Here is a 13746-nt window from a genome sequence, read left to right as displayed (position 1 = left end):
ACTAGAACAACGCGTCCTCGAAGAGATCGTCATCGCTCATCGCGGTAACGGGCGTGGCAGCCGCAGGTGCCGTGTCCAACGCGTCCGTCGGGAAGATCGACAGGTGAATGTCGCGCTCCTGCGCCATCGTGTAGGTTCGGTAGATGGTCTGCGACAGGCTAGCCGCTGCCGCTGACGGCATGGGCGCACCCAGATCTTCGGCAAAACGGCCGGCCATCTCGACGCAGGCTTCCAGAACGGTGCCGAGGCTGCTTTCGAAGTCGAGCGCGCCGATGGCCGAAGCGATCTTTCCAAAGACGGCATCGCCCTGTTCGTTGAAGGCGTCTAGATTTTCGTCCATCTGCGTCGAGACCGCCGAGATCGACCGGAGGGCTATGTCGAGCGGCATTGCGATATTTGCGATCTCCGAGCCGCTGCCGGACGAGAGCGAGGCGGCGGAGGTTTCGATGCGCCGCATGCCGGCGACGACATTGTCGGCGGGCTCTTCCAGCCGGCCGGCAAACGTGCGCAGCTCGCCACTGACGACGTTGACCGAGCGCCCGGCATCGCCCAGTCGCGAGCATCGCAGGTTGGAGTTCAGCGCCATGTAGTGGATATCGACCTTGATCGATCGGATCATCTCGATCGCCGTGATCAGCGTCTGCACGGCATCGACGACAGAAGCGACGAGAGCCGTCGCATCGCGGTTGCGACCCTCGACACGGGCGGCGAGGTCGCAGGCGTGGCGGATGTCGCGCGCGATGACCTTCAGAATGTCCTCGTCCGGCGCGTCGCGAAAGCCCGCAAGCTCGGACCTGAGGTCGAGAATGCGGGAGGCATCCGCGGTGAAGCTTGAGATCGTCGTGAAGACGCTGGCGCATTTCTTCCGAAAATCCAGCAGCGTCTCTTCCAGCTGGGCGTGGGCCAGATGCAGCACGCAGGCGGCGATGCCGTCTCGCTCGGCACTGCCAAGGTGCCGGCCATCGCCTTCGAGGAAGGCGTCGAGATGGGTAAAGCTCGCTTGGACATGCTCGATCCGCTGCCGCGTGATATCGCCGATCTGAAGGGCAGACAACGCCGCGGCGATTTTCGTCTGGACGTTGGCAGCGACAGCCCTGACCTCGCCGGCGCGCTTGGCCATGGCCGCGTGCTGGGCGATCAGCCGGGTCGCATTGCCGGTGAGGTTGGCGGCGATCTCGGGGATAGCGACGCGAAAATCGCCGAGAACGGAGGAGGAAAAGCTGCGCGCGGTGGACAGTTCGCCCTGCATGGATTTGAGCTCGGTTGCGAAACGCTCGATCTCGCTCGCGCCCGAATGGATGCGGTCACGGATTTCATCGGCGAAATCGGCAAATTCGTCGAGGCCGGCGCCGGTAATCTTGACGGTGATGGCGAAGACCTTGAGGTAGCGAAAGGTCTCATGCATGTCATCGACATGGCGGCGCGATGCGGCGCAGAGATCGGCGATCTCGTCGAAGGACAATTGCCGTTCTGCCATGATGTCCGGCAGGCGGGCGAGCTCTGCGACCGTCCGGTGCAGACCTGCAATCGCCGCCGTCGTCGTCTCGCCGTCCAGAGCCCCGGTGACGCGATCGAGCGTGCCGACGAGCCCGGTCACGAGTTCCATCGCAGCTACGAGGGACGCTCCGCCATCCAGAAACGCCGTCTCTATGCGCTGATGCGCCTGCATCAACCTGTCTTCGAGGTTGCCGCGTGCATAGGTGCTCGATTGGGAATTACGCAGGGCTAGCGGCATGGTTCTGGGTCCACTCTTCGTTCTACCCATGTGTAGCGCAAAGACGCGAATGTGCCGTAAAGGAGCAGGCTTAAGGGATTGTAACCTGAGGTTTCCCCGATCCGATGCATCCTTCGGTGCGCTGGGCGGAACTTCCCCTTGTGTCATCCGTTGCTGTTTCGGCATGCCGAACCAGGGGCGAACGCCTCTTTCCGCCCGTGGATCGTTGTTTCCCCTGCCGTAGGCGCCAGCGACGACATTGTCTACGTCACGATCTTCAAACCATCAGATATTCCAAGACAAGGACAGAACCCATGGACCAGTCCGTAAAATCGCGCCGCAAGGCCGACCTGAAGACGCCGACAGGCCTTTCTCAGGATGGTGTGAAGGACATTTCGGGAGGCGCGTCGGCCCTTCTGGCCGATGTCTTCGCACTTTACCTGAAGACCAAGAATTTCCACTGGCATATGTCCGGTGCAAACTTCCGCGACTATCATCTGCTGCTCGACGATCACGGTGCGGAATTGCTTGCCATAACCGATCCGCTGGCGGAGCGTGTTCGCAAGCTCGGCGGATCGACCCTGAAGTCGATCGGCGACATCTCCCGCCAGCAGCGGATCAAGGACAATGATGCCGACTTCGTGCATCCGCACGAGATGCTCGCGGAGCTGCGCGACGATAATGGAGCCCTGGTCCAAAGCATGCGGGAACTGCACGACGTCTGCGATGAGCATGGCGATGTCGCCACCGCAAGCCTGCTGGAAAACTGGATCGACGACGGCGAGAAGCGCGTCTGGTTCCTGTTCGAGATCCTGCGCGGAACCAACACCTGATCGATCGTTCCGCACGGCGTAGAAATGAAAAGTGGCGCAGACTTTACAGCCTGCGCCTCTTTCACGTTCGATGCATTGTCGAGATTTCTTTCAGATCTTGCCGTCCTGCAGGCGCGACAGGAGATACTTGCCGTAGGTGCTCTTGCCGAGTTTCTTGCCGAGCACTTCCAGCTGGTTGGCGTCGATGAAGCCATTGAGATAGGCGATTTCTTCCGGGCAGGCGATCTTGAAGCCCTGGCGACGTTCCAGCGTGGCGACGAACTCGCCGGCATCGAGAAGGCTATCGGGAGTTCCCGTATCGAGCCAGGCATAGCCGCGGCCCATGAGTTCGACGCTGAGATTGCCGCGCTCGAGGTAGACCCGGTTGACGTCGGTGATCTCGAGTTCGCCACGCGGCGAGGGCTTGAGATTGGCGGCGATCTCGACGACGGCGGCGTCGTAGAAGTAGAGACCGGTCACGGCCCAGTTGGACTTCGGCGCCGGTGGCTTTTCCTCGATGGAGAGCGCCTTCATGCTCTTGTCGAACTCGACCACGCCGTAACGCTCGGGATCGGCGACGTGATAGGCGAACACGGTGGCGCCCTCTGTGCGCGTGCTCGCACGGTCGAAGAGGTCGGTAATCCCGTGGCCGTAGAAGATGTTGTCGCCGAGGATGAGGCAGGAGGGATCCGAGCCGACGAAATCGGCGCCGATGATATAGGCCTGCGCCAGACCATCGGGGGACGGCTGTTCGGCATAGGTGAGGTTGATGCCCCAGGCGCTGCCGTCACCCAGCAGACGCTGGAAGTTCGGCAGGTCCACCGGGGTCGAGATGATCAGGATGTCCTTGATCCCGGCCAGCATCAGCGTGGACAGCGGATAATAGATCATCGGCTTGTCGTAGACCGGCATCAGCTGCTTGGATGTGACCAGCGTCATCGGATGCAGGCGCGTACCGCTGCCGCCTGCGAGAATAATACCCTTCATCGAAATACTCCTAATGAAACTATGCCTGAAGGATACGGGTGACGACCGTTTCGGTCGCTGCGCGCCAGTCCTGCAGGGTGACGCCGTGGGTGGCGGAAAGCTTGCTGCCGTCGAGCTGGGAATTGGCCGGACGTTTTGCCGGCGTCGGATAGGCACTTGACGGGATCGGGTTGACCTTCGCAGACGGCCCGCCCTGTTCTGCCGACAGGCGGAAGATCTCGGTTGCGAACTCCGCCCAGCTGGCGCGGCCGGCATTGGTCAGGTGGAATATGCCGCGCAGCGCCGTGTCGTCGCTCTTCAGAAGGTTGCCGGCGACCATCAGAACGGCATCGGCGATGTCGAGCGCCGAGGTCGGGCATCCCACCTGATCGGCAACCACGTTCATCTCGTCGCGATCGGCCGCCACGCGCAGCATCGTCTTGACGAAATTCTTGCCGTAGGGGCTGTGAACCCAGGCGGTGCGCAGAATGGCATGGTTCGCCGTCGCCGCCGCCACGGCTTCTTCGCCGGCAAGCTTCGAGCGGCCGTAAGCGCCGATCGGCGCAACCGGGTCGCTTTCGACATAGGCGCCCGTCTTGGTCCCGTCGAAAACGTAATCGGTGGAGATGTGGACGATCGGAATACCGAGTCCGGCAGCCGCTCGCGACAGCGCGCCCGCTGCCTCGCCATTGACCTTGGTGGCGAGATCTTCCTCGCTTTCGGCCTGATCCACCGCCGTGTAGGCGGCAGCGGAGATGATGACGTCAGGCTTGATGGATGCGATGGCCGGTCCGAGCGTTTCCGGCGCGCTGAAATCCACCTCCGGGCGACCGAAGGTGACGATGGCGATATCAGGATGGTTGGCGGCCCGCTCGATGATCGAGCGGACGACCTGTCCTTCCTTGCCAGTGACGAGATATGTCAGGGCCATCAGGAAGCCTTCGGCTGTGTCTGGATAAGGCCGAGGCGACCGCCGTCATAGCCGTCGCGCAGCGGCTTCCACCACCATTCGTTCTCCAGATACCAGCGCACCGTCTTCTCGATGCCGGTGTCGAAGTTCTCGAGCGCCTTCCAGCCGAGTTCGGTTTCCAGGCGCGTCGCGTCGATGGCGTAGCGGGCGTCGTGACCCGGACGGTCGGTGACGTGCTCGATCAGCTTGGCATGCGGCGCGCCCTGCGGACGCAGCGTGTCCATGAGCTCGCAGACGCGGTGGACGACGTCGATGTTGCGCCGTTCGTTGCGGCCGCCGACATTGTAGGTCTCGCCGACCTGGCCGCGCTCGGCGATCAGATCCAGCGCGCGGGCGTGATCCTCGACATAGAGCCAGTCGCGGATGTTGGCGCCGCTGCCATAAACGGGCAGCTTCTTGCCGTGCATCGCATTGAGGATGATCAGCGGGATGAGCTTTTCCGGGAAATGGTAGGGGCCGTAATTGTTCGAGCAGTTCGACACCACGATCGGCAGACCGTAGGTGCGCTGCCAGGCCTTGGCCAGATGGTCCGACGATGCCTTGGAAGCCGAGTATGGCGAGCTCGGGTCGTAGGGCGTTGTTTCGGTGAAGAGACCTTCGTCGCCGAGCGATCCATAGACCTCATCCGTCGATACGTGCAGGAAGCGGAAGGCTTCCTTGGCATCGGCTTCCAGCGTGTTCCAGTAAGCGCGGGCGGCTTCCAGCATGGTGAACGTGCCGATGACGTTGGTCTGCACGAAGTCGGCGGCACCCGTGATCGAACGGTCGACATGGCTTTCGGCCGCGAGATGCATGACGCGGTTCGGGCGGAATGTGTCGAAGGCTTCCTGGATGGCGCTGCGATCGCAGATATCGGCCTGCAGGAACCTGTGGTTAGCCTGGTTGCTAATGCTGTCGAGCGAGGTCAGCGTGCCGGCATAGGTCAGCTTGTCGATGGTGAGAACCTCGTAGCTCTTCTCAAGGACGAGGTAACGAACCACGGCCGAACCGATGAAGCCGGCGCCTCCGGTAACAATAACGCGCATAGTCGGGTTTCCTGATGGTTACGAGTTGGCGGCGGGGCCGGTATAGGTGAAGCTTTCTTTCAACTCCGCCAGCAGCGGCTGAAGCGTGTCCTTCTTCGACAGGACAGGCGTCTTGGCGACATCGGGCCAGACGATGCCGATGGCCGGATCGTCCCAGCGCAGCCCGCGGTCGTGCTCGGCGCTGTAATAGTCCGTTACCTTGTAGCTGACCTCGGTGGCCGGCACCAAGGTGCAGAAGCCGTGGGCAAAGCCCGCGGGAACCCACAGCTGGTGACCGTTCTGCGCAGTCAGTTCCGCGCCGACATACTGGCCATAGGTGGGCGAGCCGACGCGGATATCGACGGCGACGTCATAGATGGCGCCCGCGATGCAGCGCACGAGCTTGCCCTGTGCGCGCGGTTCCAGCTGGAAGTGCAATCCGCGCACCGTGCCGGCATCCGCCGAAAGCGACTGATTGTCCTGACGGAACTCGACCCTGGCCGCCTGTTCCTCGAACAGGGACTGGCGGAACGTTTCCATGAAGTAACCGCGGTCGTCACCGATCTTGTTCGGCTTGATCAGGACCACGTCGGAAATCGAAAGGCGCTCAAAATTCATGCAGAAGTCCATCTATCGTTGCTGAAATATGTTTATCGGCCGAGAATGCTTGTATCAACTTGTCTGTGCAGCTTTCAAGACATCTGTGAAAGGCAAAAGGCCGGGGACCTGTCGTTCTTCTCTAATCCTTAATTGTGCCGTCTTCGCGATCCCGCGTCAGGTTGACATTGTAGAAGGGATCGTAGGTGATCCGCTGCTTCCAGCGGGCCAGCATCGTTTCGGCTTCGCGCCGGAATCTGGCCGCCTTCTCACCCGTCATGTCGAGGCCGCGGGTGGCGCTTTCGAGGTGGATGAGGCGCGCGGCCGGCACCATGAGGTTGCGGTAGCCGGCAGCATCCAGTTTGAGGCAGAGATCGACATCGTTGAAGGCGATCTGCAGGGCGGCTTCGTCCATTCCGCCGGCCTCGGCATATTTGCGGCTTTCGACCACGAGGCAGGCGGCGGTAACGGCGGAAACGCGGTGCGTGGCGACGAGGCTGTCCATGTCGCCGCGGTCGTCTCCAGCCTTGAACTTCTGCGGATGCGCGGTGACGATGCCGACGCCGCAGGCCACGCCGCCGTGCTGTACATGGCCGGAGGGGTAGAGGAGTTTCGCGCCGACGGCGCCGATCTCAGGCCGCACGGCCTCTGCCACCATGGCTTTCAGCCAGGAAGGCTCGATAGCGAGGATGTCGTTGTTGACGAGGCCGAGCACCGTACCTTTGGCCACAGTCGCTGCCCGATTGTTCAGATGCGCGAAGTTGAACGGGCCTGGCACGTTGACGATGCCGACCTGCCCGCTGGCCGCGATCTCGTCGAAATAGGCCAGCGTTTCGGCCTGCGAACTGCCATTGTCGATGATGAGGATATCGAAGCTCGGATAATCGGTCTCGCGAAGAAGCGAGGCAACGCCGTTGCGCAGGATATCGACGCTGTCGCGGGTCGGGATCATCAGCGTGACGTGCGGCCAGCCGCCGACCGGCGCCTCTGGAGGTTGCGGCAGGGAGGCGATAGGTTTCGGCGTGACGTGACGATGGTTCAGAACGTCGGGTATATGCAGCACGTCCGTTTCCGCGGCGCCAGCCAGCACGATCGCCAAAACGTCCTGCCACTGTGCGGACGGTCCGGAAAGAGCCTGACTCAGCCGGTCCTGACGGATCGTGACGAAGGTGCCGATATAGCCGGTCGAGGCCTGGAAGTCCGGATCCCAGTCGGGCTTGAAGAGCGGGTCGCGGCGCTCGCCTGAGACCCAATGATCCTCGTCCGTGTAGATGATGTCCGTGCCCTTTCCGCGTCTGGCGAAGATCTCTTCCGCAAGACGGAACAGCGCCGCGGGAGAAAGCCTGTCTCCTGCATCGACATGCACGATGTGGTTGCCCTGCCGGAGGTCGAGGGCTGCGGACAGGTTGGCGGGAAAGGTGGCGCTGGGAACGATGGTCTCGATCTGTTGCCGTTCCCCTGCCGTCAACGGGCGGGGTACAAGGATGTCGAGCGTCCAGTGCGGATAGATTTGCTCTGCGAGCGATGCCAGCGTCCTGGTGATGGGCATCGTTTCCGAAGCATCCCATTCGACGAGGACTGCCAGAGTCGGCTTTTTCGGCCAGCGGGCGATGTTCGTGCGGGCCTGATCCACGGAAAGTCGTGACGGCGTCTCGTAGCGGCGAATCCAGCGCTCGTAGGCATCGAGCGGAGGATTTGCGAGGCATTGCGCCAGTGCGGCTTCCATGGCTGCCGGGCCTTCGTTCCGGCGCTTGGCCAGCGCTTCGCGCGTCGCCGCGCGGTCCCGTTTCCACGCATGGCGCACGACGCGGCTCAGCCCGATCTGGCGCAGGCCGATCTGTGTGACGGTGAAGGGGCCGGCGGCGTCGGACGGGTCGAGCCGGAGGCCGAGGATGGGCGCATCCAGCCGGCACACCGCATGGAACCGACCATTGCGTGGGATGAGACGGAACGTCGAGAAGGCCTGCCACTGCGGTGCATGCTCGACATAGAGGATCGGCTCGACGATCGGCGTCTTCATGTCGATGCCGAATTCGATCTCGACCCAGCCGGTGGCGCAGGCGGTGGCGCACCGGATCTCGAATTGCGGATTGTCGGTGGTTCCTGTGAGAACGCCGTCGCGAATGACCAGATTGGCCTTGGGTACCAGTTCGGCCTTGAGGTCGGTCGAGCAGATGAGGGACGGGAGACGCGGGCGCGTCGTCGTGTCCGCCGCCGGTGCGGTATCGGTAAGATCGATGCCGGCACGCGCCAGTTCGCCCGAGAGGTCGTCCAGCAGGGCCTGGAGGCGCGGTGAAAGCGGAGAGGCGGGCGGTGGCGCTGCCGGGCGCTGGATCACGCTGTTTTCGGGCAGGAGCGCGACGCGCAATCCGGCGATCTCGTGTTCGACATTCGGTCCGTCCGGCAGCGCGCGGATGGTCTCGAACATCGTCAGCGCCTCCTGGAGCCGGTCGAGACGCTTCAACAGGTGGGCGAGGTGCAGTCTCGGATCCCATTCCGTGCCGTCGCACCGGATCGCCGTTCGATAGGCCTTCTCGGCTTCTTCCAGCGCGCCCGCGTCCTTCAGCAGATGCGCGAGCTGGACCCAGCGCGGTGAAGACGTGATCTCGCGCCGGAGATCGTCCGTCATGGCGGTGATGGCTGCAAGACGGCGTTGGTCGTCCAGGGAGATCTCGGCGGACACGAATGGCTTCTCCGAAAGCGTGCGATGCCGAACGCTTTAAACGATCTCTGCGCGAAGGGAAACGCCGACATCCCCCCACAGGCTGCACGGGCCGGTGATCCGGGTGGCTGCGCTTGCGGCGTTCTTTTCACCCCGATGGTCAGCAAGCGGCAAGCTCGCCGCTTCATGGTCGTTTTCCCGTGGGAGAGATTGCGGGGTGCGCTATAGTTTAGCGTAACATGATTTGGAAGAAAGCCGCAGACATGCCGCATCGCAGGGACGCTCGCAACAAGCAGACAGGGCGCGCTACCAGCGTGGCGGCAGGGGATCTGGAGGAAGAGCAGACGCTTGGTCAGCAGCTGCGCATGATGCAGCAGGCCTTCGTCGCCTCGCCGTCGCGACGCATCATCCTGTTGCTGGCGGCCGGTCTCCTTGCGGTCATCATCGCCATTGCCGTTGGGCAGATCTTTCTCAATCGCTGGTACAAGCCGTTCTACGACACGCTGGAGCGGCGCGACCTGCCGGCCTTTCTCGGGCAATTCGTCGTCTTCGGGCAGATTGCCGGCGTCATCCTCGTCCTCAACGTCATCCAGACCTGGCTTGGACAGTGGATCAAGATCAAGCTGCGGGAAGGCCTGACACGAGACCTGATCACCGAGTGGATGAAGCCGACGCGGGCGTTCCGCCTTGCCAATGCCGGTTCGCTCGGCATCAATCCGGACCAGCGCATCCACGAGGATGCACGGCACCTGACCGATCTGACGGCCGGTCTCGGCATCGGGCTCGTGCAGTCCGGCATCCTGCTCGTCAGCTTCATCGGCGTGCTCTGGTCGCTGTCGGCCGGCTTCGTCTTTCGTTTCCAGGGCTATGCTGTCGCCATTCCCGGCTACATGGTCTGGGCCGCCATCCTCTATGCCGGCATCGCCTCATGGTTCAGCTGGCTGGTCGGACGGCCGCTCGTGAAGCTGAACGGCGAGCACTACCAGCGCGAGGCAGCGCTCCGGTTCTCGCTCATGCGCGTCAACGAACATATCGAGGCGGTGTCGCTCTCGGGCGGGGAGGCGAACGAGAAACGCCGGATCGAGCGCGACCTTGCCTCGGTGCTGGAGATCAGCCGCGGCCTGATGTTTGCGATGACCCGCCTGACCTGGGTGACGGCCGGCTATGGCTGGGTGACGGTGATTGCGCCGATCGTCATCGCGGCACCGGTGTTCTTTGCCGGAAACCTTTCCTTCGGCGGGCTGATGATGGCCGTCGGCGCCTTCAACCAGGTGCATGCATCGCTGCGCTGGTTCGTCGACAATATCGAGGCTGTGGCCGATTGGCGTGCGACGCTGCTGCGGGTTTCCGCCTTCCGCTCGGCTATGCTGATGACGGATGAGCGCTACGAGAACGACAAACGGATCGTCTATGCTGAGCCGGGTGCCGGCACTATCGTCATGGACGACCTTGCGGTGGCGTCGCCGTCCGGCAGCGTCAAGCTCGCCGATGCGCATGTCGAGATCCTGCCCGGAGACCGCGTGCTGATCACGGCCCGCACCGACGTCGACAAAAGCTCGTTCTTCCGCGCGGTGACGGGCCTCTGGCCCTGGGGGCGCGGGCGGCTCGCGCTGCCGCCGTCGGACAGTATGGCGTTCATTCCACGCACACCCTATTTTCCGCCCGGTAGCGTGGCGGAAACCTTGATCCATCCCGCAGCACCCGACCGGTTCCCGCGCGAGCAGCTCGCCTCTGTGCTGACGCGCCTCGGGCTCGATCGTTTCGTGGCAGGGCTCGATCAGTCGCTGCAGTCGCAGGTGAAACCCACAGAGGCGGAGTTGCGCCTGCTCGCCATCGCCCGGCTCGGCCTGCATAAGCCGCGCTGGATCGTGGTCGAGGAGGTGCTCGATACGCTCGATCCGGAAACCTACCAGCGTGTCGTCACCTTCTTCACCGTGGAGACGGCGAAGGCTGCGATTATCAATATCGGGCGGATGCAGCCGAACGACACGTTCTTCAAGCGCGTGCTGCACCTGGAAAACGACCCTGGCGGCAAGACGCTGAAGCGCCTGCAGCCGCGAAGCCTGAGGACGCGTCGCGACGGTTAGGCGGCTTTTTCGCGCCGCCATTAATCGGCTATTGGAGAATTTGGCCTATTCCGGATGCAGCCGCCCTCAGGGGCGGACGCTACGGCATCCGCGCCTTTGGCGGATCGGGAGGTTCGACGTGGAAGGACCACTGCAACATCGCTTTTCCCTCGTCGTAGCAACTCTTGGGCGGGTCGATGAGATCGAGCGCCTTCTGCTGTCGCTCCTCGCCCAAAAACGTGGGGATCTCGAGGTTCTGTTCGTCGATCAGAACGGTGACGACCGACTCGTGCCGCTTCTCGCGCGGTTTTCCCAAGAGATCGACATCGTCCATATCCGCTCGGACGAAAAGGGCGTCTGTCGCGCGCGAAACCGCGGCGCGGCGCGGGCGCGCGGCATCTGGCTGATGTTTCCGGACGATGATTGCTGGTACCCCGACGAATTCTTCCGGACGCTGGAGGCACTGATGGCGTCGAAACCCGCCGACATCTATAGCGGCCGGCCGACGGCGCCCGATGGGCGGACGATCATGGGAAGCTTTGCAACAGAGCCGACGGCGCTCACGCGGGACACGGTCTGGAATACGCTGATGGAGTGGATCGTGGTCGTGCGGAAACCGGTATTCGAGGCCGCAGGCGGGTTCGATGCGGCGCTCGGGCCGGGGTCGGGCACGATCTGGGGTGCACACGAGGTCCAGGATATGGTGCTCAAATGCCTGGAGACAGGCGCGAGCGGACGGTATTATCCGACACTCACGGCCCATCATCCCGAAGACCATGGCGATCGGCGGACGCGCGAGAATGCGCAGAAGATGTACCGCTACGGTGCCGGGCTTGGCTATGTGCTGCGGCGACACGGTTTTTCGATGCGACGGTTCCTGCCGGAAATCCTTCGACCGCTGGCCGGTATCCTCGTTTACGGCCTGAAGGGCGACGGGGCGATGGCACGCCGTTCGCGACATTTGCTGCTCGGCCGCCTGCAAGGGTGGCGTACCGCACCTCCCCGAAATGCGGCGCCGCAGACCGTTCTCAAACACGTCTCGCCACAGGTCTGAGGGGGCGGATATTCATGAGAATGATCCAATATTAACCGGTACCGCCTTAAATTGACGATCCGCGCACGCCCGTGCGTCCAACCAACGGAACCGAATGCGCAATGACTGCCGCCAGCGTGGATGCCACCCAGATGCCCCGTCCTGCCGGTCGGCCGGTCACGTTCGAGAACACCGTTGGCCTCTTCACGCCGGCACAAGGGGTTTTAACGCGTGCCGCCGTTCTGTTTATCAGCCCCTGGGGCCTGGAAGAGCTTTGCGTGCACAAGGCGTGGCGCGAGTTTGCTGATAGCCTTGCCGATGCCGGCATTGCCAGCCTGCGCTACGACCATCCCGGCACAGGCGATGCACTCGACCTGTCCGAATCTTCGGGTCTCGAACCCTTCACGACGACGGCGCTGGCCGCTGCGCGATGCCTTCGCGATCTCGCCGGGCTTGATCGCCTGGTGGTGGTGGCGCAGGGGTTCGGATCGCTCCCGGTTCCGGACCTGCTGCAGGCCAATGAACCCTCATTTCTGTTTGCGGGCGTCGCGCTTCTCGCCCCTGTCACGAGTGGGCGGCGGTATCTGCGTGAGCTTTCGCTTTGGGCAAAGGTCGTGGACGAAGGATTGGGCCTGCCGCCCGGCAGTGGTGGTCCAGGCACGTCCATTGCCGGTCTGGTGATGGAGGACAGCGTTGCCGCCGCCGTGCGCAGCGCGGATGCAAAGGCGTTCAAGCCGGCGGGATCGACGCGTTTTTTCCTTGCGGAACGGCCGCAGTCGGATGCCGATGGGGCACTTGCAGTTCAATTGCAGGCAGAGGGTGCCGATGTCACCCGGATCGTCTTCGAGGGCTATTCCGATCTCGTGTCGAACCCGACCATCGCCGAGACGCCCGTTACGGTCTTTCGGGCGTTGACCCACTGGATCCTCGGGCTCGATCCGCTCGGGGTCGAGGCGGATGCCGGGCGGGGGGCACCCTCTTCCGGCGTCGTTGATGGTGGTGGCTTCATCGAATGTCCGATGCGGTTCGGCGCCGGCGACCGGCTGTTCGGAATCCTCTGCACGCCGGCCGATGCCGTTCCCTCAGGCACTGCCCTGCTGCTCGGCACCGGCTACGACCGGCAGTCCGGCTGGGCGCGCTCGACCGTCGAGACGGCGCGCATGCTGGCTGCATCCGGTATCGCCTCCTTCCGGTTCGATGCCGCCGGCATCGCCGACAGCCCGCCGGTGCCGGAGGGCGACCGGCAGGTGCTCTATTCGCCTGGACAGATTTCCGATGTGCGCGCCGCGCTCGATCGTATCGAGGCCATCGGCCTGCCCGATCCCGTCCTCGTCGGGCGATGCAGCGGGGCCTACCTTGCGTTCAACGCGGCACTGGCCGATCCGCGGTGCCGCGGGGTCATCGCGATCAATATCCTGACCTTCGCCTGGGACCCGCGCGACGATGTGGATCAGATGATCCGCTACAATCCCCGCTCGCTCGACGACTACAAGCGGCGCGCTCTTCGCATGGAAACGGCCTACAGGTTGTTTTCGGGCAAGATCGACGTCCCCCGCGCCGCCGGCAATATCCTGAAGATCGTCGCGCGCCGCGTCTCGCGGACGGCAGCCCCGGTGCTCGGTTCCCTGTCGGTCGAAGCGCGGCTGCGCAACGGCGTGCACCGCGCGTTCCGGCAATTGCGCGACCGTCATGTGCCTATCTCGCTCGTCTACAGCGAAGGCGATATCGGCCTTGCGCGGCTGTCCCAGCATTTTGGACGGGACGGCCAGCTTCTAGCGCGGTATCCGAACGTCTCGCGGATCCTGCTGGCCGATGCGGACCACAATGTCACGCCGCCCAAGGCCCGGCGCGAACTGCGCGAGCACATCCGCGATACGATCCTCGCAATCGCTTCCGCCACACGCAAGGCATCGTGATCGTCA

The 13746-nt window shown here is 63.3% G+C and carries 10 protein-coding genes; 4 read left to right on the top strand and 6 right to left on the bottom strand.

Going from position 1 to position 13746, the window contains the following annotated elements:
- Nucleotide 1: 1 nt before the first annotated feature.
- On the bottom strand, nt 2–1735 hold the full coding sequence (locus GA0004734_RS01475) for a chemotaxis protein (RefSeq protein WP_139056216.1): 1734 nt from the start codon (nt 1733–1735) through the stop codon (nt 2–4).
- 293 nt (nt 1736–2028) lie between these two features.
- Between GA0004734_RS01475 and GA0004734_RS01470 the strand changes: the two genes are divergently transcribed.
- Nucleotides 2029–2547, top strand: coding sequence for a Dps family protein (locus GA0004734_RS01470; protein WP_092930591.1), 519 nt, complete (start codon nt 2029–2031; stop codon nt 2545–2547).
- A 90-nt stretch (nt 2548–2637) separates the two neighbouring features.
- Here the strand turns inward: GA0004734_RS01470 and rfbA are convergent, their stop codons facing one another.
- The 5 genes from rfbA to GA0004734_RS01445 form a co-directional block, all read right to left on the bottom strand.
- Entirely contained in the window at nt 2638–3513 is an 876-nt protein-coding gene (gene rfbA / locus GA0004734_RS01465) for a glucose-1-phosphate thymidylyltransferase RfbA (RefSeq protein WP_092930589.1), read from the bottom strand.
- A gap of 19 nt (nt 3514–3532) precedes the next feature.
- The gene (gene rfbD / locus GA0004734_RS01460) at nt 3533–4417 is read right to left on the bottom strand and encodes a dTDP-4-dehydrorhamnose reductase (protein ID WP_092935746.1); all 885 of its coding nucleotides are present in this window, start codon (nt 4415–4417) and stop codon (nt 3533–3535) included.
- Between the two features lie 5 nt (nt 4418–4422).
- Nucleotides 4423–5487, bottom strand: coding sequence for a dTDP-glucose 4,6-dehydratase (gene rfbB / locus GA0004734_RS01455; RefSeq protein ID WP_092930587.1), 1065 nt, complete (start codon nt 5485–5487; stop codon nt 4423–4425).
- Between the two features lie 18 nt (nt 5488–5505).
- The gene (gene rfbC, locus GA0004734_RS01450; protein ID WP_092935744.1) at nt 5506–6084 is read right to left on the bottom strand and encodes a dTDP-4-dehydrorhamnose 3,5-epimerase; all 579 of its coding nucleotides are present in this window, start codon (nt 6082–6084) and stop codon (nt 5506–5508) included.
- Between the two features lie 121 nt (nt 6085–6205).
- Nucleotides 6206–8746 carry a glycosyltransferase gene (locus GA0004734_RS01445; protein WP_092930586.1) on the bottom strand — a complete coding sequence of 847 codons (2541 nt, stop codon included), beginning with the start codon at nt 8744–8746 and terminating at the stop codon, nt 6206–6208.
- 242 nt (nt 8747–8988) lie between these two features.
- Between GA0004734_RS01445 and GA0004734_RS01440 the strand changes: the two genes are divergently transcribed.
- From GA0004734_RS01440 to GA0004734_RS01430, 3 genes are all read left to right on the top strand, one after another.
- On the top strand, nt 8989–10812 hold the full coding sequence (locus GA0004734_RS01440; RefSeq protein WP_245292314.1) for an ABC transporter ATP-binding protein/permease: 1824 nt from the start codon (nt 8989–8991) through the stop codon (nt 10810–10812).
- A 118-nt stretch (nt 10813–10930) separates the two neighbouring features.
- On the top strand, nt 10931–11845 hold the full coding sequence (locus tag GA0004734_RS01435; protein ID WP_175386171.1) for a glycosyltransferase family 2 protein: 915 nt from the start codon (nt 10931–10933) through the stop codon (nt 11843–11845).
- A gap of 101 nt (nt 11846–11946) precedes the next feature.
- Nucleotides 11947–13740, top strand: a complete 1794-nt coding sequence (locus GA0004734_RS01430; protein ID WP_092930580.1) for a hypothetical protein — start codon at nt 11947–11949, stop codon at nt 13738–13740.
- Nucleotides 13741–13746 lie beyond the last annotated feature (6 nt).

The organism is Rhizobium sp. 9140 (genome assembly GCF_900067135.1).
In the GTDB taxonomy this organism is placed as follows: Bacteria; Pseudomonadota; Alphaproteobacteria; order Rhizobiales; family Rhizobiaceae; genus Ferranicluibacter.
The sequence above is the reverse complement of the archived record's forward strand: the minus strand, read 5'-3'. Positions and strand labels throughout refer to the sequence as shown.

Bases quoted from the DNA above. Each gene is read 5' to 3' on its own strand.
- rfbB (WP_092930587.1), bottom strand. From the start codon at position 5,487: ATGCGCGTTATTGTTACCGGAGGCGCCGGCTTCATCGGTTCGGCCGTG.
- GA0004734_RS01430 (WP_092930580.1), top strand. From the start codon at position 11,947: ATGACTGCCGCCAGCGTGGATGCCACCCAGATGCCCCGTCCTGCCGGT.
- GA0004734_RS01440 (WP_245292314.1), top strand. From the start codon at position 8,989: ATGCCGCATCGCAGGGACGCTCGCAACAAGCAGACAGGGCGCGCTACC.
- rfbA (WP_092930589.1), bottom strand. From the start codon at position 3,513: ATGAAGGGTATTATTCTCGCAGGCGGCAGCGGTACGCGCCTGCATCCG.
- GA0004734_RS01470 (WP_092930591.1), top strand. From the start codon at position 2,029: ATGGACCAGTCCGTAAAATCGCGCCGCAAGGCCGACCTGAAGACGCCG.
- GA0004734_RS01475 (WP_139056216.1), bottom strand. From the start codon at position 1,735: ATGCCGCTAGCCCTGCGTAATTCCCAATCGAGCACCTATGCACGCGGC.
- rfbC (WP_092935744.1), bottom strand. From the start codon at position 6,084: ATGAATTTTGAGCGCCTTTCGATTTCCGACGTGGTCCTGATCAAGCCG.